This window comes from Chryseobacterium sp. IHB B 17019, from assembly GCF_001456155.1.
In the GTDB taxonomy this organism is placed as follows: Bacteria; Bacteroidota; Bacteroidia; order Flavobacteriales; family Weeksellaceae; genus Chryseobacterium.
The window spans coordinates 3,469,609-3,489,477 of sequence record NZ_CP013293.1 but is presented as its reverse complement, the minus strand read 5'-3'; the positions used below and the strand labels follow the sequence as shown (position 1 = coordinate 3,489,477).

Annotated in this window: 17 protein-coding genes; 4 read left to right on the top strand and 13 right to left on the bottom strand. The window is 34.9% G+C overall.

Features of this window, described 5'->3' with window-relative positions; genetic code table 11:
• Nucleotides 1–59: 59 nt before the first annotated feature.
• The 7 genes from ATE47_RS16115 to ATE47_RS16085 all read right to left on the bottom strand — a co-directional run bounded on the left by ATE47_RS16115 (nt 60) and on the right by ATE47_RS16085 (nt 9,409).
• The gene (locus ATE47_RS16115; protein ID WP_062162915.1) at nt 60–3,845 is read right to left on the bottom strand and encodes a hypothetical protein; all 3,786 of its coding nucleotides are present in this window, start codon (nt 3,843–3,845) and stop codon (nt 60–62) included.
• Nucleotides 3,846–3,869: 24 nt separating this feature from the next.
• Nucleotides 3,870–5,573 (bottom strand): hypothetical protein, encoded by a 1,704-nt coding sequence (locus ATE47_RS19400; RefSeq protein ID WP_062162914.1) that lies wholly within the window; start codon nt 5,571–5,573, stop codon nt 3,870–3,872.
• A gap of 10 nt (nt 5,574–5,583) precedes the next feature.
• Nucleotides 5,584–6,213 (bottom strand): leucine-rich repeat domain-containing protein, encoded by a 630-nt coding sequence (locus ATE47_RS16105; RefSeq protein WP_062162913.1) that lies wholly within the window; start codon nt 6,211–6,213, stop codon nt 5,584–5,586.
• 8 nt (nt 6,214–6,221) lie between these two features.
• Nucleotides 6,222–6,854, bottom strand: a complete 633-nt coding sequence (locus ATE47_RS16100; RefSeq protein ID WP_062162912.1) for a leucine-rich repeat domain-containing protein — start codon at nt 6,852–6,854, stop codon at nt 6,222–6,224.
• Nucleotides 6,855–7,082: 228 nt separating this feature from the next.
• Complete coding sequence (locus tag ATE47_RS19295; RefSeq protein ID WP_185097101.1) at nt 7,083–7,253, bottom strand: hypothetical protein; 171 nt, start codon at nt 7,251–7,253, stop codon at nt 7,083–7,085.
• A gap of 399 nt (nt 7,254–7,652) precedes the next feature.
• Nucleotides 7,653–8,690, bottom strand: coding sequence for a patatin-like phospholipase family protein (locus ATE47_RS16090; protein ID WP_062163586.1), 1,038 nt, complete (start codon nt 8,688–8,690; stop codon nt 7,653–7,655).
• 218 nt (nt 8,691–8,908) lie between these two features.
• Nucleotides 8,909–9,409 carry a M15 family metallopeptidase gene (locus ATE47_RS16085; protein ID WP_062162910.1) on the bottom strand — a complete coding sequence of 167 codons (501 nt, stop codon included), beginning with the start codon at nt 9,407–9,409 and terminating at the stop codon, nt 8,909–8,911.
• Between the two features lie 185 nt (nt 9,410–9,594).
• On the opposite strand from ATE47_RS16085, the gene ATE47_RS16080 reads away from it, so the two are divergent.
• Entirely contained in the window at nt 9,595–10,872 is a 1,278-nt protein-coding gene (locus ATE47_RS16080) for a Y-family DNA polymerase (RefSeq protein WP_062162909.1), read from the top strand.
• Between the two features lie 47 nt (nt 10,873–10,919).
• Here ATE47_RS16080 and ATE47_RS16075 read toward each other — a convergent pair whose 3' ends face one another.
• The 4 genes from ATE47_RS16075 to ATE47_RS19090 form a co-directional block, all read right to left on the bottom strand.
• Complete coding sequence (locus tag ATE47_RS16075) at nt 10,920–11,531, bottom strand: YdeI/OmpD-associated family protein (RefSeq protein WP_062162908.1); 612 nt, start codon at nt 11,529–11,531, stop codon at nt 10,920–10,922.
• Between the two features lie 5 nt (nt 11,532–11,536).
• Entirely contained in the window at nt 11,537–12,676 is a 1,140-nt protein-coding gene (locus ATE47_RS16070) for a serine hydrolase domain-containing protein (RefSeq protein ID WP_062162907.1), read from the bottom strand.
• 84 nt (nt 12,677–12,760) lie between these two features.
• Complete coding sequence (locus ATE47_RS16065; RefSeq protein ID WP_062162906.1) at nt 12,761–14,302, bottom strand: glycine--tRNA ligase; 1,542 nt, start codon at nt 14,300–14,302, stop codon at nt 12,761–12,763.
• 51 nt (nt 14,303–14,353) lie between these two features.
• The gene (locus ATE47_RS19090; RefSeq protein ID WP_150114840.1) at nt 14,354–14,554 is read right to left on the bottom strand and encodes a hypothetical protein; all 201 of its coding nucleotides are present in this window, start codon (nt 14,552–14,554) and stop codon (nt 14,354–14,356) included.
• Nucleotides 14,555–14,855: 301 nt separating this feature from the next.
• Here ATE47_RS19090 and ATE47_RS16060 point away from each other — a divergent pair, with 301 nt between their 5' ends.
• Both ATE47_RS16060 and ATE47_RS16055 read left to right on the top strand, forming a co-directional pair.
• The gene (locus ATE47_RS16060) at nt 14,856–15,551 is read left to right on the top strand and encodes a pseudouridine synthase (protein ID WP_062162905.1); all 696 of its coding nucleotides are present in this window, start codon (nt 14,856–14,858) and stop codon (nt 15,549–15,551) included.
• A gap of 394 nt (nt 15,552–15,945) precedes the next feature.
• A complete protein-coding gene (locus ATE47_RS16055; RefSeq protein WP_062162904.1) occupies nt 15,946–16,968 on the top strand; it encodes a quinone-dependent dihydroorotate dehydrogenase in 1,023 nt (340 codons plus the stop codon).
• Nucleotides 16,969–17,008: 40 nt separating this feature from the next.
• Here the strand turns inward: ATE47_RS16055 and ATE47_RS16050 are convergent, their stop codons facing one another.
• Nucleotides 17,009–17,890 carry a hypothetical protein gene (locus tag ATE47_RS16050; RefSeq protein WP_062162903.1) on the bottom strand — a complete coding sequence of 294 codons (882 nt, stop codon included), beginning with the start codon at nt 17,888–17,890 and terminating at the stop codon, nt 17,009–17,011.
• A gap of 29 nt (nt 17,891–17,919) precedes the next feature.
• Nucleotides 17,920–19,164 (bottom strand): DUF445 domain-containing protein, encoded by a 1,245-nt coding sequence (locus ATE47_RS16045; RefSeq protein ID WP_062162902.1) that lies wholly within the window; start codon nt 19,162–19,164, stop codon nt 17,920–17,922.
• A 245-nt stretch (nt 19,165–19,409) separates the two neighbouring features.
• Between ATE47_RS16045 and msrB the strand changes: the two genes are divergently transcribed.
• Nucleotides 19,410–19,853, top strand: coding sequence for a peptide-methionine (R)-S-oxide reductase MsrB (gene msrB / locus ATE47_RS16040; RefSeq protein WP_062162901.1), 444 nt, complete (start codon nt 19,410–19,412; stop codon nt 19,851–19,853).
• Nucleotides 19,854–19,869 lie beyond the last annotated feature (16 nt).

Here is a 19,869-nt window from a genome sequence, read left to right as displayed (position 1 = left end):
TTAAGATTAATAAAAAGGGCAGAGCTTTACACTCTGCCCATAATTATGATTAAACAGAATTATTGAAGTGCTTGTTTTAGATCAGATAAAGGAATCTGTGCAACGACTTCTTTGGGATTGTCATCTGTAGTTAACTGAAGGAATCCGTTATTTAATTCGATGTTATCGACAAATCTGTCGTCTCCCGAATTCAATTGAGAATCAACAATTGAGAACTCAGTTTCTGTAACAACATCTGAAGGAACTTCAAATTCTTCAGGATTTTCCTGTGTGAATGGCAATGCAGTTGTGGTTACCAATCCTGCAGAATCTTTCTGAAGAATATTTAGAGAAGTTGGTAATGTTGAGATCCATGCTTTTCCTTGTTTTAAACCTACTGGCTCACGCATTTCGTCAACAATACTCATGTACATCGGGTCGCCGATTACGGGAACTTCACCGCCATTCCAGATTCTTCCGGTTGTTAAGAAGAACTGAACAGCATCTTCAAAACCTGGATTTACGGTTACAATAACTCTCGCCATACCTGCCTGAAGGAAATTTCTAAATAATGGATCTGTACTGTTTGACAGGTACATCGTTTGCCATTCATTACGGTTTGCCCAATAATAAGGATAGAATGTGTAATCCATAATTGTCCATTCAAAGGCCTGTTCCATGAATTTTGCCAAAGCAGTATATTGATCTAGATTTTCATCCAGAATAATGCTGAAATCCTGCATTGTCGTTCCATTATTAGTAAGATTTTTGCCTAAAGCAGAATAATCCTGAAGTAAGAAAGCAATACAGTTATGCTTAAGAATCACTCTTTCCATATCACGGTAGAAGTTGGAAAGTTTTTCCTGATTTTCTTTTTCCTGTTCTTTGGCTGCATCTTCCAATTCTTTTTGTTTTTCCTTAAAAGCTGTATATGCTTCTTGATAAGCTTGAATAATAGCATCAAAGTTTTCTTGTTTCCAGGCGTTCATATAAGCATCGGAAAGTTTGCATGTAACTTCAAAATTGAAATTTACAGAATCGATATTGTGTCCCTGATACATAAAGTCGTAAGAACCCGTTAGGTTTTGAGGATCAAAATCTGCAATAAGGTCAACAGAATCAGAATAAGTTTCAACAATTTGATTAAAACCTCCGGCGAAATTACTTGTAAATAATCTTGCAATTCCTTTTACATCTTTTTCAAATCCGTACCACATTTTCACATGGCTTGCCTGATAATTATCTGGAATATTAATGGCAATATGTTTATATCCGTTATCCCCGTCAAGCTTGATCCAGTTAACTCCTGTTGTGAATTTCTTCGTGGCTTCAATAAGCTCAGTTAATTTTACATTATAATAGCTTGCCCAATGCTGTAACTGATCTACAGTTGCCGATTTTGGATCTGCCATGGTCCATGGTTGCGGCGCAATTCTAGGATCAATTGGTGCTGTTAATGTTTCTGTTACAGTAGCAGCAGTTGCTAAACGATGTAATTTTGCCGGCTCTGGAATCATGAATTCAAACATGGTGCGTTTTCCATAATTGTAGATCTGATTCTTCATTTTTTTATCTACCCATCTGTAAACGCCAATTACATGCTTGTCACCATTTCTGTTGTCGAAACCGTGAGCGTTGTTTTCTTCAAATTCTTCAATGATTTTTTCAATTCTTTCTTCAGCAACTTTAGTAAGAAGTCTTTCTGTTGCTTTTTCAGTGATTTCCTGAGATTTTGCAATAGCCTGTCTTGTACTGGTTTCTTTAGAATTATGGGAGGCGAAACTTCCCCCTACTTCAAATGGTTTTTTTCCACCGCCATATCTAAAATGCGCTTCTGCATTAATATCTTGCTGAAGAATATTGGCAACTTCAGATTGCATATCATTTCTTGTCGTTGACGTTGTATCGCTTAAAGTTTCTCTTTCAGTTGACTTTGAAGTAGTGGTTTGAATTTCGCTTCTTCTTAGTTTTCTTGTAGATTTTTGTTTAAACTCTTTAGCCATTACGTTTTCAATATGAGTAACTTCTCCTGCAACATAGGCATGAGTACTTTGTACTACTTTCAAATAATCTGCAATACCCAATCTTTTTACCCCGAAATGTTTAGGAAAGAAGGTTCCCGGCTGGGGAGTTCCGCCGCCTTCTCCTGGATTTTCAGGATCTTCTACAGTGATTTCTTCTGCATATAAAATGCCTGTATAAGGCTGACCAATAATAATATCCGTGTATTCTACCGTTGCCTGTTTCCCATTGTTGAAGAAAATCTGAATTTTTAATGATCTGATTAATTTTCCAAATTTATCAACCAAGATAGGAGGGAAGGTTACTTTATTATCTACAATTTCAATATTAGAATATGTTTCGTCAAAAGTTCCAAAATCTGTAATAGCTGTTACTTTCGCAGAACCTAAAGCATAAGAATTGCTTTCTGCCTGATAATAGAACGTAAATGAAGCAGGAGTTCTTGAAAAAGTTGGATCGTAACTAGCTTTTAGATAATATGTTCTTGAAATAATTTGTGAAAGGTTACTTCTTGAATTGCTTACAGGAACTAAAACATTTCCAAGGTTAAGATATTTCTGCTCCTGAAGAGGTGATTTCTGAAATAATAATTGCGTGTTTGCCGATAATTCTTCATCTAATTTTTCAAAAACTTCAACATAAGTATCGTAGAAATCAATCATTTCAATTACCGCAGTTCCTAATTGCAGTTTTCTGTCAGTTAAAGCAGTGATATTTGAGAAATCATAACCATCAACAGGCATTTCTCCGCTTTCTAATTCGGTGAAAATATTGACAAATAATTTTAAAGAATCTAATGAAAGTTTTGCTTTAAAATCCCCGAAATTAAGCTGATCTTTATAAACAAATTCAAAAGGCGGAATGTTTAATGGCTGAAGTGCTTCATACAATTCGTCAATTTGTGCCTGCGTCATGCCTTCTGTGATTTGAGATTTTATTTGTCTTAGCTGCGCATTATAAGCATCAATTTCTTCTTTATATTGCTCCTGATAAGCTTGATAAGCCGTCTCATAAGCTTTGTTTTTAGCTTTTACATAAACAACCTGGATTTTTTCCAATTCTGATTTCAACTTCATAAGACCTTCTTTTTCAAAATTAAGTTTTGATAATTCTGAAATTTTGTCTCCTTCCGCTTTCAGCTGATGTTGGATTGATACAGGAATATCCGTTCCACTGATTACTCCTTCTCCAATTTGCGAAACATTTACCTGAAATGCATTGTTGGTGTTAGGGTTTGAAGGATCTGTGGGTGCTGTACCTTCGTAGCCATCTCCGAAGAATTTCATAGGTAATACAACTCTTGCCTCCAAAGCCTTAGCTTTTAAATCAGCACCGTTGATTTTTGTTAATTCTTCAGTTACAGGTAAGTCGGCGGCGTATCCGAAATGAAGAGCTTTTAAAATATGAACCAAAGCTTCTTTTACATAGAAATTCTCTTCTGTAACGGTTTGATACATCAAGTTATCCCATACTGCCGGAACTTTACTTTGGATGATACTGCTGTTATAAAGGCTCTTTGCTGTTATTTCATCGGATGTAGAGAGTGTTTCTCTTTTAGCGATTTTTCTACCAATTTTTAAAGCTTCCGCTAAAGGACCTTGTTCGATAATTAGCTCAGATTCATAACCAATGGGATTGAACTCTTTTGCAAGACGCTCCAAAGCCTGGAATTTTGCCAATGCAGAATCATTTGGGTTTATTTTATCATCAAAAGCACTGGGTAAAGTAGAAGGTCTTAGAATAAAGCCAAGGTTTTCTTTTTTAGTTGCTGTTAATTGTGGGTTTCTTAAGCTTACAAACCTGAAAAGAGTTTGTGAAGCATTTTGTGTGTTTTCTGTTGCCATTTTGTATTTTGTGATTTTTAGTTATTAGTCTGTTGTTTTTGTGTATTCCAGGGTAAGAGTGAATGAATCGATTAATGAATAATTGTAACCTAAGTTTTTGATGTCTTCAATTTTCGCCACATTGGGCTGTAAAGTGATAAATACCTGTCCTCTCCACTGATTTCCGGCAAAAGCAACATCCATTGCATACCATTCTGTAAACATCTGGTTGGAAACAATCATTTCTACATCTTTAAAATCAACAGTAATATCAATTTCACCGTTGGAAGGGATGGTGTCATAAACGACTGTTTTTCTGTAGATCGGTTTGCCATTGATCCACGTTGCTCCTGTTTTTACTTCTGTGGCTGAATGGGATTGCTTTTTGTCTACATATTTCTTTTGAACATAATCTAAGTCTTCTATATTTTCTGTATAATCAAAATGTCCGGAAAGACCTCTTGCATTGGGTTTATAGCAGGCAATAGTGAATTCTCCTTCTAGCGTAGTAATTCCATATTTTGTAAAATCTGCTGTTCCCTGGTTTGCTTCTAGAAACTTAACTGAGGCAGTTGAAATAATAGTTCCGTTATCGGATAAATCTGAGCAATAAATAAATCCTGGGGATAGGCGTGTATAGTTTAAGCTGTCTTTAACGTATATATCTCCTGTAACCGGTTTATTCATTGGGGCACCTTCTAAAGGAATATATTCCACCTTATTCTCCCATCCGAAAGTTCCGTCTGGTTTTGCCACAATATTTTTTGTGTAGCTGCTGTCTGATGAAGGCATTTGGCCTGGAGTTACAGAAAACTTACCGTTGATGTTGACGTATCGGTCAACAAAATCGCCTGAAATTAGGGCGTCTGATACTGTTTTGGTATAACTTGAAGAAGAGGTATGTATATATAATTTATTCTTTAAAACTACATTTCCAAAAGCTGATTGAGCACCAATAATGATATTACTGCCTGAATTAGAGCCTAGCCCATTACCTGCATTATATCCAAAAATTGTATTTTGAACTAGAGATTCGCCAGAAAACTGACCGGCATAAGTTCCAAATATAGCATTTGCAAATGCATTTGTAGAACTACTGAAAGTATTGTAGCCAAAAACAGCATTTTCACTTGAGCTTGGAGACTGCATCATTGCAAAATGTCCGACAACAGTATTACCGATTGAGCCACTAACATTATTGGCTAATGCAGTATTTCCGATTACTAAATGATCCGTTCCTTCCGGCTTTGTCCCTTTTCCGATTGCAATTGTACCACCTGCTCGATTATTAACATAAGAAGACTCATCACCAATGATGATATTCTCAGCACTTGCTAATCCTCCAAAGTATGTCCCTTGAATTTTAACGTTTTCTGTTGTTTCATTTCCTCTTTCCGTTACAGCCTGTAAGGTTCCTACATCTCCTTGTGTAATATCGATGTATATTGTTCCCGTCCATCTGTAAATTTTATTAGTATCGGTATTAACATAAATTTTCCCAGATTCACCCTGTATAGGTAAGGCCGTAAACGAATTAAATTCTATTACATCATCTACATAGCTTGGAAGTTGTGCCGCAGGAACTTTTCCGCCAACTAAATCTGCTTTTTGAGAAAGATCAATATCAACTTTATTGGATGGAATGTTTTCATCTTTATGCCAATAGGAATCCTGCCAATCCCAAAATTGTTCCTGATTGGGAATATCTCCGTTTTCGAAGAATTTTTTTATTTCTTGTTTTGATTTCATAATTTCTTTTTTATCTATATGTAATTGTGGCTGTTGCAGGAATTCCTGCGTTACTTAAATCCAACCCAGTAGGAGCGGAAACAGTTTCAAGGGAAGGGATTGCAAAAGCATTTTGACCGACAATTTGTACCGAGCCAGGAATGTATAAGTCTTTTACAGTACTTCTAGGACAATTAAAAGCAGAGTCTTCTATTTTTACTAATCCCTCATTCAAAGTAATTGCTTCGAGCGAGTCTGAGCCATTGATAACATTTCCTTGATATGCAAATGCTGATTGGCCAATGATTTTTAATGTTGACGGAGTTACAATACTTTTAATATTTTGGTTATTAAATGCAGATATTTCTATTTCTTCAAGCCCTTCATTAAAAATTACCTTTATTATTTGGTATGACATTCCCGAATAGAGATAAGCGCCACTAATAATTTTTTTAGTATTTTTAGGAATGAAAAGCTGAATAGCCGAACCCTGTAAATTGTCATTTATCAAAAAAGGAATTACTCTTTCGTAATATTCAGTAGAATCCTGTGTAATCTTCTCATCCTTATGCCAGTAAGAATCCATCCACTGCCAAAACTGCTCTTGCGTTGGTTTATCTCCATTTTCAAAATAGAGTTTTAGTTCTTCTTTTGTTTTCATTTTAATATTTATCTATATGTGATTGTGGCTGTTGCAGGAATTCCTGCGTTACTTAAATCTAGTCCTGTAGGAGCGGAAACCGTTAGAAGCGAAGGGATTGCAAAAGCATTTTGACCGACGGTTTGTACAGAGCTTGGAATGTATAAATCTTTAATGACTTGTGCTCGAGGACACTCAAATGCACGATCTCCGATAGTTACTAACCCTTCATTTAAATAAATAGCGTCTAAAGATTCATTACTATTATATGTATTTACTTGATTAATAAATGCATATGGATGTATGGTTTTTAGCGTAGAAGGAGTTTTGATCTTTTTTATATTTTGGTTAAAAAAGGCATATTCTCCAATCTCTTCAAGACCTTCATTTAAAAATAATTCTACAATTTGGTTAATAGTACCATTATAGAAATATGCCTGATCTGCAATTTTCTTTACATAATTAGGAAATGTTACAGATAAGAAAACTCCTTTGAATTCATTATTATCAATCAGAGGTAATACTTTCTCAATCGCATCAATTGAATCCTGTGTAATCTTCTCATCCTTATGCCAGTAAGAATCCATCCACTGCCAAAACTGCTCTTGTGTCGGTTTGTCTCCATTTTCAAAATAGAGCTTTAGTTCTTCTTTTGTTTTCATAAATTTTGTAATTTGTTGTTAATTAATAATGTGTTGAAACCTCTTTTCATTAATTGTTTTATTAGGTTTTTGATGTTAATTTTAAACACAGTTCTGGCTGTCCAACATTTTGTGAATGGTGAATTCAAAGGAGTTTTGAGATGTTTATCTGATTGGTTTTTGTGTTTTATTTATACCTCAAAGGTAAGATCGGACATCGACAGAACTTGACGTGTTTAAAAATTTAGTTTAATAAATAGCTTCTTCTAAAATATCATTATCAAAATCTTCCCGAAAGAAATTTTCAATGTCATTAAGATAGTTTTCATAGTCTATCTCTGCGTTTTCGATGTCGCTCCATTCAATGGTGTACAGTCCTTCATCGAAGATTGTATCTTGGTTGTGATTTGGTGTTTCCATGTTTTTGTTTGGTCTTTTTTGTGTTAAAATTAGAATAGAGTTCTTGCTGTTCAGCATTATATCAATGTTGAATTCGAAGGTTATTTTTAAGTTTTTAATGATTGTTTTTGTGCTTTATTTTATACTTCAAAGATATAAGTGGGAAGCGACAAAACTTGACGTGATTTAATTATTTAAAAAATTATAATTTTCTTTTTTGCATTTAAATAGTAGCTATAAAATATAACTATTTCTAAGTTAATAGTATAATGAATGCCTTCAATTAAATGAATACCAGAAATGAAAACAGAGTCGTATTATTTTATAATGCTCTCATTTCTGGTGTTCATAAGTAATAAAGCTAATATTATTTTTATATAATCTAAAAAGCTAATATTAGCTAATTATAATCTCAAAAGCTTATATTTTGTTTTTAATCAGCTTCTGTACAATTTGATTTAAAACTTCTCTGTTATCATCAATATAACTCAGTCCTGCCTGTATCAGATTTTCTATATTTGACCTCTTTACATTATCCATCGCGGGAGAAGCATTCTTCAACGAAGGATTTAGTCGATAATAATTTTTCTGATTTCTTTGCCCTAAAGTCTGGAACATCTGGCAAAGCTGATAATCCACTGTTTCGGCATTCGCAGACATTAAAATATCAATAATAGGATTTACCCAGCCGATTTTTCCAGCTTTCTGCAGTTTCCTGAAAGAATAAGGCCTTGCTTCAATTCCTGTTCCGATGGAAACGATCAGTAAATCGTTCACAGTCGGATGATTCGCCTTCTGATGGTTTTTCAAAGCTTCCGCAAAAGGAATCTTTCTGGCCTCTGCATAAGCACAAAGTGCAGGATTATTGGCAAACATTCCGCCATCAATCAAACTAAAAATCTGTCCATACATGGATTTAATCTGAACCGGACAAAAATACGTCGGAGCTGCAGAAGTCGCTCTACAGACATCCTTTACATAAAAATTGTCGGTGCTTAATCTGGCTTTCCATGAATTGAAAATTTTTGCCCTTCTGTTTTCGATATCATAACTTGTTATCAAACATGGTTTTATCAATTCCTTTAATTCTAAATTTCCAAAAAAGTCATTCAAATTTTTTTCAAGCTCGTCTTGGGAAATTTTTTCGTTGATCAATCCAAACGGATTTATCAATCGTTCCCAAAAAGAAACCTGGAATATGTCGCCACCTTTTTCAGCATACAATTCTAATCCTTTCTGGATAGAATATTTTGCCTTCCGGTGTTCATCGGGACATAGAATAATAGACGCAATCAGCCCTCCTGTACTGCTTCCTGCAACCAAGTCGAAATAATCGCCCAATTTTGCATTTGGGTTATCATAAAACTGCAGCTGCTCTTCTATGTAACGCAGAATAATGCAGGTGATAATTCCCCTGATTCCGCCTCCGTCCAAAGAAAGAATGGTTGTCTTTTTCATGTGATTTACTTTATTTTTCAAGAATCGCCTGGCAATTTTAGACAACTAAAACCAATAGATTTCCGAAAAAATGACTATTGGTTTTAGCTTTTTATTGAGTTGCTTTTTGGTGTTTCTTGTAAAGCAAATGTAGGCCGGAGAAGCGACAGAAGTTGTCGTATTAAAAAATAAATTCCCTATTAAGAGAATTTATCTTGTGATGTCGATTGATAGAGTAATTACAGAATTACATACCCTTCTTTATCCCTTTTCATCTTCTGCAACGTTCTCCAACTCGTCTTTACCACACCTTTTTTGGTCGGAATATTTTTCTTTTCAAAATGGGGAAGATCCTTAAATATTTTCCAGTTTCCGCCCCAGTCCCAACCATGTTTTGCGAAAATTTTCACACATTCATACCAATCGGCTACCTGATCATTGTCCCAATCTTTTACCGTATCCCAACTCACTGTTTTCCCGTCAATCATCAGACAGATGTCAACTGCCAATCCGTAGTTGTGAATACTTTGTCCGGCTTTGGCATTGGTCACTTTCTTTCCTGCTGTAATTCTTCCGATAGCGTACAGTTTTTCCTGTTCTTCAAAAGTTCTTAAGCCTTGTGTAATTCTTACTTTAGCTCTGCCTTTTAGAGATTCGTCACATTCTTTAATAATTTGTTTTACTTCCTCTCTTACCAAAGGATGAAGCCTCTCGATTCTTTGTAATGTTATTTTATCCATATTATCAATTTTTGTGTGTTTTTGGAAAGCAAAATTAGATGCTTGGTGCGACAAAACTTGTCGTATTTGAATAAATTAATATGCTAAAAATCAATCAATTAAATTTAACGTTAAAATTTAAATTAAACATAATAATCTGTTTTAAAAATTATAATTTTGTGTATTGAAATGTTCAGATTTTAATCATGTATGCCTTAGTAGATTGCAACAATTTCTTCGTTTCCTGCGAGAGAACGCTCGATCCGGACCTCGAAAATAAACCCGTTGTGGTACTTTCCAACAACGACGGATGTGTTGTGTCCCGAAGCAAAGAGGCAAAAGATCTGGGAATTCCAATGGCGGCTCCGGCCTTTAAGTATAAAGAGCTTTTTAAAAAGTATGATGTAAAATGCTTTTCCGCAAAATTTGAATTATATAATTTTAAAAGCCAGCGTGTTATAGAGATTTCAACAGCGTATGTTGATAAGGCAGATTTTGAAGTTTATTCAATTGATGAATTATTTCTTGACCTTAAAAGCTTTAAATACATTAATATTTACGATTATTGTATCAACATTAAAAATGAAATCCAAGAACAAGAAAATATTCCCGTAAGCATCGGAATTGCACCTACAAAAACCCTGTGTAAAGTAGCCAACAGAATCGTAAAAGAATTTCCGGAAAAGTTTGGAGGAGTTTACATTTTAGACACACCAGATAAAATCGAAAAAGCCTTAAAATGGTTAAACATCGATGATGTCTGGGGAATCGGGCGACGACTGGCCGTAAAAATGAAGGACAACGGCGTTTATAAAGCTTGGGACCTTCTTCAAAAACCTGAAATGTGGGTTCGTAAAATCATGGGAATTCATGGGGTGAGAATGGTGAACGAATTAAAAGGAATCCGCCAGCTCGAGCTGGATGCGCCGTCCCCAAAAAAGTCCATTGCTGTTACCAGAAGCTTCATGGAAATGTTGACCAAAAAAGAAGATGTCCGCGAACGGGTGGAAACCTTCGGGATGTATTGCTCCGAGCGATTGAGAAGACAAAATACCTGTTGTAAAATGGTGACGGTTTTTGTTCAGACGAACCGCTTCAGAAAAGATCTGCCGGAATACAGAAATGCAGCCACGAGAATTCTTCCCAATCCTACAAATTCGTCAATTTTGATTGGCAGGGTAGTGAATGAACTTTTTGAAGAGATCTTTCGAGAAGGTTTTTCTTATAAAAAAGCCGGAGTGATCGTTAATGATTTTGTACCTGAAGATCAGCGATTGATCAATCTTTTTGAAGAGGACACCCAGAATCAACATTTACCCGTAATGAAGGCCATGGATGCAATGAATAAGAAATATGGGAAAGATAAAGTCCGCCTCGGAAGTATGAGCGGAGAAAATACTTTTGGACGCAAACAATTATCCCCAGAATATGAAGCTTTCCTTAAAAACAATACGCTTACAGAGGCTAATTTTCGATTCCACTAAAATTTTAGTTAATAAAAGCTTATAACTCAAAATTCATAACTCAAAACTCATTTTCTCTTATATTTCCAGTTCCGTCCTTTTCCTTCGGAAATCCATTCCAGAGCCTGTTCCATTCTTTTATTCCTTGTAGTTTCGGTTTTTGCATCAAGAATCCACGTAATGTATTCTTTTCGGAAAGAAGGTGATGCTTTTCCAAAAATTTCCAGGGCTTTTTTATTCTTATTTAATGCATTTTGAAAATATTCAGGGACTTCAATTTCAACTTTTGAAGGTGCAGCTTTTTTCAGTTTCACTCCCATATCCGTTAATTCCACTGCTTCCTGAATAATTTTTTTGAGCTGAGGTTTTGGAGGAAGGTCTTCAATTTTAGTGATTTTTCCTAAGCTGAACATATTGGTTTTTTCAACTTTGGTATCTATTTCGCGTAATGTTTTTATCTCGTCATGAAGCCAGAAGCCCATGCTGCAGTATTGTTTAAACGAAACTACGGAACAAAGAATTTTTCCTTTATACATAAATGTAGGAAATTTCCACTTTATCGCTTCTTCGCAATCCGGGCAAAATTCATGAACCACTTCACGGAGATAATTTAAAATAGGTTTTGCAAAATCCTGCGATTTTTCAATGTATTCATCAACTTTTGTGCTGTATTTTTCCATGATTTTTATTGAAATAATTTTACAGTTTCATTCACAAGAAATTTCACCTGATCGGGTCTTCCTCTGTCGGTTTTAGGCAGATTATTATAGCTTCCTGTTCTTACAATTACCATATTATGTTCAGGAATCATAATGATATATTGACCTTGAAGTCCTAAAAAATAATAATGTTTAATAGGATTATCATTATTGATCCAGAACCCCATTCCATATATTTCTTTAGATTTTTCTGTGGGAGTTCTCATTTGATTAATAAAATCAAGATTTAAAATTTGTTGGTCCCCAACTTTTCCGTTGTCTAAAAATAACTGACCAAGCTTAGCAAAATCCCTTGAGTTGGAGTGGATACAGCAGTACGTTTTTTCCATTCCGCTTTCATCGGTACTCCATTCTGCATTTTGTTCCATTCTCAACGGGATCCAGAATTTTTCTGATAAATAGCTTGCCAATGATTGCCCGACAGCTCTTTTTACTGCAAATCCTAAAAGTTGTGTGGAGCCGCTTTGATATTCAAATTGTTCTCCCGGACTGTGTTTAAATTTTCTTGAAAAAGTAGCGGTTTTGAGACTTCTTCCATAATAAGCTTTGGCGTTGGGAAGAAAAGGGTTTTTGTAATCCTCATTCCAGTTTAGTCCGGATTCCATTTGAGCAAGATTTCTTAAGGTTAAATCCTTTCCGAATTCTTTTTGCTTAAATTCATCAAAATAATCTGAAAATTTTTCATCAATATTTTTTATTTTCCCTTCTTCTAAAGCTTTACCTAAAAGCATTACCGTAACAGCTTTCGCCATTGAGAAAGAATTCGTTTTTGATAATTGATTATAGCCGTTCCAGTATTGCTCATGGACTAATTTTCCGTTCTTTATTACAAGAAATGATGCAGTATTGGAATGAATTAAATCATCAACTATATTTTTAGGTAAGTCTGTTTTATTGTATTCAGCAGCCTCTTCCCAGAGTTTTGGGCTTCCTGTGGAGATGAGGTTGCTGGTGAAAAACTTTCCGTCATCGATATTGGCGCTTAGTTTTCCTTTAAGGTAAGTTTTAGAAATCCCGTTAAATAAATATCCATATCCCAAAATATAAATAAGGATAACCGAAACAATAAGGAGAATTAAAAAGCCCTGTAAGATGATTAGCCCCATGAATATTTGAATTAAATTAGTTTAAAAACAAATCTATTCAAAAAAAGTGTATAAAAAAAGCCCTGATTTCTCAAGGCTTTCAATTTATATTTTAGAAAGTAAATTTCTGAAGTTTGTTTTCTCATCGATTATCCTTCTCAGCTCGGAAACAGGAACTCTTTCCTGCTGCATCGTGTCTCTGTCTCGGATTGTCACTGTGTGATCCATAAGAGAATCGTGGTCGATAGTGATGCAATAAGGTGTTCCGATGGCGTCCTGTCTTCTGTAACGTTTTCCGATGGCATCTTTTTCTTCGTAGAATAAATTGAAGTCGTATTTCAAATCATTGAAGATATTTTCTGCGTATTCAGCTAAACCGTCTTTCTTCATTAATGGAAGAATTGCTGCTTTAATTGGCGCTAAAGCCGGTGGTAATGATAAAACCGTTCTTTCTGAACCGTCTTCCAATACTTCATCTCTTAAACAATGAGAGAATATTGAAAGGAATAATCGGTCTAAACCAACGGAAGTTTCCACAACATAAGGAACATAATTTTCATTTCTTTCCGGATCGAAGAACTGAAGTTTCCTTCCTGAATGCTCTTCGTGAGCTTTTAAGTCAAAATCTGTTCTTGAGTGAATACCTTCCAGCTCTTTAAATCCAAATGGGAAATTAAACTCAATATCAGCCGCAGCATTGGCATAATGCGCCAATTTCTCATGGTCATGGAATCTGTAACTGTCGTTTCCTAAACCTAAAGCTAAGTGCCAGTTCAGACGTTTTTGCTTCCATTGTTCGTAGAATTCCAGTTCAGTTCCCGGAGCAACGAAAAACTGCATTTCCATTTGTTCAAATTCACGCATTCTGAAAATAAACTGTCTTGCAACGATTTCATTTCTAAATGCTTTTCCGATTTGTGCAATACCAAAAGGAAGTCTGTGACGAGAAGTTTTTTGTACATTTAAGAAGTTGACAAAAATACCCTGAGCGGTTTCCGGTCTTAAATAAAGATCCATCGCAGAATCTGCCGAAGCACCTAATTTAGTTCCGAACATCAGGTTGAATTGTCTTACTTCCGTCCAGTTTTTAGAGCCGGTATCAGGATCAGCAATTTCAAGTTCTTCAATTAAAGATTTTACATCAGCAAGATCTTCATTTTCCAAAGATTTTGCCAGTCTTGAAAGAATAGCTTCTCTTTTTGCGCGATATTCCAACACTTTTGGATTCGTTGCAACAAACTGCTCTTTATCGAAAGAATCACCGAATCTTTTCGCTGCTTTCTCAATTTCCTTGTTTTCTTTATCTTCAATTTTGGCGCAGTAATCTTCCACCAAAACGTCTGCTCTGAAACGTTTTTTAGAATCTTTATTGTCAATCAATGGATCGTTGAAAGCGTCTACGTGTCCCGATGCTTTCCAGGTTGTTGGATGCATAAGGATCGCCGAATCAATACCCACAATATTTTCGTTAAGCTGTACCATCGCTTTCCACCAATATTGCTTGATATTATTTTTTAGTTCGGCACCGTTTTGTCCATAATCATAAACCGCGGATAAACCGTCGTAGATCTCACTGGAAGGGAAAATAAAACCATATTCTTTAGCGTGAGAAATCACTTTCTTGAAAACATCTTCTTGCTTTGCCATAATCTTTTTTACGTCTGAAGTGCAAAAATAATGTTTTTTATCGGGAAAATATTAATATCGGTAAGAACCTACATTGGATATAGTTATTAAAAAATATCGGCCTAAACCAATGATCAAAAAAATACCAGCAACAACAAATAAAAATATTCTTACTATTTTATGTTTTTTAGGATCAATAGCAGCCAATGTAAGTGCAGCTATAATGATAGAAATGATGATCAATGCTATGAAAAAATTAGAATATTCTCCCATAATTTTCAGTTTTTACGAATATAAAGAAATTTAATGAAGGTTTTACTAAATTAATTTTTCAGGAGCCGGGAACCTGCTTTCACTACTCGCTATTTCAGGAGTTTCGGCGCGGCGGCGGAGCCGCCGCGCCGAAACTCCTGAAATGAGCTCAAACATACCGTTCAATCAGGGCTAAATCGGTCGGAAAATTCTATTTTACCAAAAACTCAAACCTAACGGGTTTCCAAAACCCGTTAGGTTTTTTACTCGCCAAAGAAGTCAGGAAAAAATTAAATAGATTTGAAATTTCTACTTTTGTCCCATGTTAGAAATTCTTTATCGCGACGAGCATCTTATTGCCATTAATAAACCAAGCGGATTATTGGTTCATAAATCTTTTTATTCCGGAGAAGCTGATACCTATGCTATTCAGGAATTGAGAAAGCAGATTGGGCAAAAAGTTTTTCCTGTACATCGATTAGATAGAAAAACTTCTGGCGTTTTGTTGTTTACTTTAAATAAAGATACCTTGAGAACCATGAGTGATCAATTTGCAACAAGACAAGTTGAAAAGAAATATCTGGCAATTCTTCGAGGCTGGACGAAAGAAGAAGAAACAATTGATTATGATTTGGTTAATGAAAATGAAGTTAAACAAAATGCAATCACTTATTATCATCGTCTACAGACTTCGGAAATAGATCTGCCTTTTTTAAAGCACCAAACTTCGAGATATTGCTTGGTAGAAGCGATTCCTGAAACGGGACGATTTCATCAGTTGAGAAAACATTTTAAACATATTTTACATCCGATTTTAGGCTGTCGTAAACACGGTTGCAATAAACAAAACAAGTTATGGCTTCAAACATTTGGTATCACCAAAATGACGCTTCACGCCCATCAGTTGGTTTTTAATCATCCTGTTTCTAACGAGAGAATTACGGTAAATGCCACTATAGATGAGGAGTTTAAAAGAGTAGGAGATATTCTGAATTTCGATTTGAGCATGTATGGTTAGCGGTTTACATTTTTTGATTTTAGCTATTTCTTATTACATAAAGTTTGTCATCCTGGAAGGATCTAAAGCATGAAAATAAGACTGTTATAATATTTTTTTAAATTACACAGTAGAGATCCTTCCAGGATGACAAGCAGAACTATTATTTGGGCGTATTGAATGAGATTGTTTCGCTTTGCTCGCAATGACAAATAATTTGAGTTAACGACTGTGATCCTAGCCCCGATTGAAATGAAAATCCTTTTTTGCAAAAAAAGATTGCAATGAAAAGCGGGAAAAAGCTCTAAAAAATTTTAAACAAACTCTTTTAATATTTTAAACAATTTTTGATAAAATATGATCAGTTCGCCAAAGATTAAGTTTAAAATAAGTATTTTTGTAAAACTTTTTTTCAATGTACAAATCGCTTATTCGTCCTATTCTTTTTAAATTCGATCCCGAAGAAGTTCATTATTTTACATTTTCGATGCTTAAGAATTTTTCTTTTTTAGCAAAACTTTTCCTTCCAAAACCTGTTGAAGACAAAAGATTAGAAAGAGAAGTTTTTGGATTAAAATTTAAAAATCCGGTGGGTTTAGCTGCCGGTTTTGATAAAAATGCAGTGCTTTTCAACGAACTTTCAGATCTTGGTTTCGGGTTTATAGAAATCGGGACTTTGACGCCAAAGGGTCAACCCGGAAACGATAAAAAGAGATTATTCCGTTTGATGGAAGATTCTGCGATCATCAACAGAATGGGTTTCAATAATGATGGAGTAGATGCGGCTGTTGAAAGGCTAAAGAAAAATAAAAACGTCCTGATCGGCGGAAATATCGGTAAAAATAAAGTGACTCCGAACGAAGAAGCAGTCAACGACTACAAAATCTGTTTCGAGAAACTTTTCCCGTATGTGGATTATTTTGTGGTGAATGTAAGTTCCCCGAACACGCCAAATCTTCGCGAATTACAGGATAAAGAGCCTTTAACTCAATTGTTGGGAACTTTACAGCAAATGAATTCAGAAAAATCAAATCCAAAACCTATTCTATTGAAAATAGCTCCGGATTTGACGGATGATCAGCTTTTAGATATCATTGATATTGTAAAAGATACAAAAATAGCAGGAGTAATTGCTACAAACACTACGCTTTCTCGTGATGGATTAACTTCAGAAAATAAATCCGAAATGGGCGGGCTTTCCGGAAAACCTTTAACCAAAAGATCAACAGAAGTGATTCGTTTTCTTTCCGAAAAAAGCAACAGAGCTTTCCCGATCATTGGAGTTGGTGGAATTCATACGGCAAAAGATGCGATCGAAAAACTGGATGCCGGAGCAAGTTTGATTCAATTATACACTGGATTTATTTACGAAGGCCCGGAATTGATTAATGAAATCAACAAAGAGCTTTTAAAAAGAGCAAGCAGATTACCGAGATAAAAATGATAAAAAAAGAGAGTTGTAGTGACTCTCTTTTGTTTTATTTTGACTTTACAACCGAAGCATTTTTCACATCAACAGTTAAAGTATAAGCCGGAGAAGTCGTGGTTTTTTGAATATTAAATTTTAAAATCTTAGGATCTTTACTCTTCATAATCTTAGTGTCATAAATATTCTCAATACAGCTTTCTGTCAAAAAATCCTCATACTTTTTGAAATTCCAGTCGTTGGTAAAATAAATGATTCTATAGCCTTTTTCGCCGTCACTTGCACCGCACATTCCACAAAAATTGAAGTTGGAAAGTTCTTCAAAATATAATAAAACCCGGTTTCCTGACTTGTCTGAGGCATAGGAAATCAGTTCATTTCCTCCGCGAGGATTAATGAAATCGTAAGTGTTGATCTTTTTATTTTTCGGTAAGGTCAGATAATTATTATAGCGGTAAATTCTGGTATCTTTTGTGAATAATTTAGCCGGAAATGTTTTGTTTCCCATGTAAAAATTCCCAGAAACCCCTTTGCTGAAGTCCTGTCCGGATAAACTTAAAATTTCTTTTACCTTTAATTTTTTTGCAATACTGTCTGATTTTTCGATGAGGTTGCGGGTAATTTTCTGTTTAAAATTTTTGGATGAATTTTTTTGTTGATTTCCAAAGTTAAAAAGGTATAAATCACCGAGATTATAAATTCCTGTCAACGGAATTTTTTTCTTGTATTTATCATAATAATACCAGCCGTCTACAAAATGCTGATATTGGTGATAGTCAATAATGCCGCTGAAATTCAATTGAAGAGTGATAGGATTTCCAGCAATTTCCCCTTTGAAAACTTGTGAGGAATCTGTTACTTTCTTAAGTTCAACTTTCTGACAGAGGAAAAATGTTAAGCTTAAAGAAAATAAGAGAGTGAAGATTTTTTTCATGGTTAAGTTATAGTTTGGTTAATGTTTTTTCAGAGGAAGAAATGAGCAATTGTATAAATGAGCAACCCAACCAATCCGCCGACCAAAGTTCCGTTGACCCGGATGAACTGGAGATCTTTCCCAACTTCCAGCTCCAGCTTTTCGCTTAGTTCTTTTCCCTGCCAGTTCCCAACGGTCGAGCTGATAAGACTTCCAAACTGATGGGTATTTTTAAGAATGTATTTGTAAGCCGTTACACGAACCCAATGATCGATTTTATTTTGAAGATTTTCGTCAGTTTTAAGATTTTGTGAAAATTCATTCAGGTTTTTAGTTAAATAATTTTTTAATGAAGATTCATCGTCCTGTAGTTCTTTTTTCAATGTATTTTTAATGGAAATCCAGATGTCATTGGAGTATTCATCCAGCTTATCATTTTTCAGGAGATTGTTTTTGATGTCTTTAAACTCGTCTTCCCATTTCGGATCTTCTTTTAAATCAACGGAAAATTCGTAAATCCTTTTTGTAATTAAACTTCTGATTTCATGTTCAGGATCTTCTTCCACTTCTTTAAAAAAATCTGCAAGTCCGCTCGCAATTTTATCAGCAATTTTGTTATCTACAAAAGACGGTATGAAAGAATAACTACCTTTTTTCACTCGCTCCTGAATCATTTCATCATTTTCGATGATGTAATTTTTAATTTGAGATGAAAGATTTGTGATGATTTTCTGGTGATCATTTTTGTCTAAAAGATAATTGATTCCGTTTCCGAGAATAGCGTTAAACTTAATATTATCAGTCATCTCCGTAACTTTTTTGCTGATAAAATGGCTTACTTCAGAATCATCCAGCTTATTCAGAATGTCTAAAACAATATCCGAGAGATTTTTAATCAAAACTTCCTGATTTTTCTCCTTTCCAAGCCATTCTCCGACAAAATTTGAGATCTTTAATTTTTGAATATACGGACGGATATTTTGTGGTGAAAGGAAGTTGCTCACCACAAAACTTCCCAGATTATCACCTAACTTTTCTTTACTGTTTTCAATTAAATTGGTATGCGGAATCGGTAATCCAAGCGGATGGCGGAAAAGTGCAGTAACCGCGAACCAGTCTGCCAAAGCACCTACCATTGCCGCTTCCGAGAAAGCCCGCACATAGCCAATCCAATGTGAATCATTCGTTTTTTGAAGAATCGTCATGATAATAAAAATCACCGCCATCAAAACAAACAATCCTGTGGCAAATGCCTTATATTTTCTTAGCTGTTTTCTTTTTGCTTCATCATTCATATTCTCAAATTTAGTAATTTTGGTTGTGAAGTTTATACTTAATCTAGCCACAAAAGATTTTTAATCACATTAGAACACTTAAGAAAGTTTAAAGCTTTGAAAATAATTAAGATCACATAAGAAGAAAATCAAAGATTTTAAAAAGACTATGTGTTCTTCTTTGTTGTGTAATTTTAATCTTAAATGAACTTATGTGTTTAATATTTTAATTTAAACTAATATCAAAAAAATATTTAAATAAATCTATGGAAAACGAAGCAAAAAACAATCCATATTATTCAAGGACAAATACTACAAAACTGGATATTTCTAATGATGAATGGAAGAAAATCCTTGCTCCCGATTTATATACCATCGCGAGAGAGGCTGCAACGGAAAGGCCTTTTACCGGAAAGTATAATGAATTTGATGAATTGGGAGAGTATTATTGTGCGGTTTGTGGTAATCATTTGTTCCGTTCGACCTCAAAATTTTCCAGCAGTTGCGGTTGGCCAAGTTTCTTTGAAGCCGATAAAGAAGGAGTGTATTATAAAAGAGATACAGCCTACGGAATGGAGAGAGTAGAGGTACTTTGTAAAAGATGTGATTCACATTTGGGACACGTTTTTGACGATGGGCCGAAACCGACGGGACTGCGTTACTGTATGAATTCGATCAGCTTGGAATTCGTCCCGGACTCGGAAAAGTAATTCTTTAATTCACAAA

What these genes read in the sequence shown, in the direction of transcription:
- ATE47_RS16105 (WP_062162913.1), bottom strand. Translation starts at nt 6,213, where the DNA reads ATGAAAACAAAAGAAGAACTAAAACTCTATTTTGAAAATGGAGATAAA.
- ATE47_RS16115 (WP_062162915.1), bottom strand. Translation starts at nt 3,845, where the DNA reads ATGGCAACAGAAAACACACAAAATGCTTCACAAACTCTTTTCAGGTTT.
- ATE47_RS16090 (WP_062163586.1), bottom strand. Translation starts at nt 8,690, where the DNA reads ATGAAAAAGACAACCATTCTTTCTTTGGACGGAGGCGGAATCAGGGGA.
- ATE47_RS16060 (WP_062162905.1), top strand. Translation starts at nt 14,856, where the DNA reads ATGTTAGAAATTCTTTATCGCGACGAGCATCTTATTGCCATTAATAAA.
- ATE47_RS19090 (WP_150114840.1), bottom strand. Translation starts at nt 14,554, where the DNA reads ATGGGAGAATATTCTAATTTTTTCATAGCATTGATCATCATTTCTATC.
- ATE47_RS16050 (WP_062162903.1), bottom strand. Translation starts at nt 17,890, where the DNA reads ATGAAAAAAATCTTCACTCTCTTATTTTCTTTAAGCTTAACATTTTTC.
- ATE47_RS16085 (WP_062162910.1), bottom strand. Translation starts at nt 9,409, where the DNA reads ATGGATAAAATAACATTACAAAGAATCGAGAGGCTTCATCCTTTGGTA.
- ATE47_RS16080 (WP_062162909.1), top strand. Translation starts at nt 9,595, where the DNA reads ATGTATGCCTTAGTAGATTGCAACAATTTCTTCGTTTCCTGCGAGAGA.
- ATE47_RS16065 (WP_062162906.1), bottom strand. Translation starts at nt 14,302, where the DNA reads ATGGCAAAGCAAGAAGATGTTTTCAAGAAAGTGATTTCTCACGCTAAA.
- ATE47_RS19295 (WP_185097101.1), bottom strand. Translation starts at nt 7,253, where the DNA reads ATGGAAACACCAAATCACAACCAAGATACAATCTTCGATGAAGGACTG.
- ATE47_RS16070 (WP_062162907.1), bottom strand. Translation starts at nt 12,676, where the DNA reads ATGGGGCTAATCATCTTACAGGGCTTTTTAATTCTCCTTATTGTTTCG.
- msrB (WP_062162901.1), top strand. Translation starts at nt 19,410, where the DNA reads ATGGAAAACGAAGCAAAAAACAATCCATATTATTCAAGGACAAATACT.
- ATE47_RS16075 (WP_062162908.1), bottom strand. Translation starts at nt 11,531, where the DNA reads ATGGAAAAATACAGCACAAAAGTTGATGAATACATTGAAAAATCGCAG.
- ATE47_RS16100 (WP_062162912.1), bottom strand. Translation starts at nt 6,854, where the DNA reads ATGAAAACAAAAGAAGAACTAAAGCTCTATTTTGAAAATGGAGACAAA.
- ATE47_RS16045 (WP_062162902.1), bottom strand. Translation starts at nt 19,164, where the DNA reads ATGAATGATGAAGCAAAAAGAAAACAGCTAAGAAAATATAAGGCATTT.
- ATE47_RS16055 (WP_062162904.1), top strand. Translation starts at nt 15,946, where the DNA reads ATGTACAAATCGCTTATTCGTCCTATTCTTTTTAAATTCGATCCCGAA.
- ATE47_RS19400 (WP_062162914.1), bottom strand. Translation starts at nt 5,573, where the DNA reads ATGAAATCAAAACAAGAAATAAAAAAATTCTTCGAAAACGGAGATATT.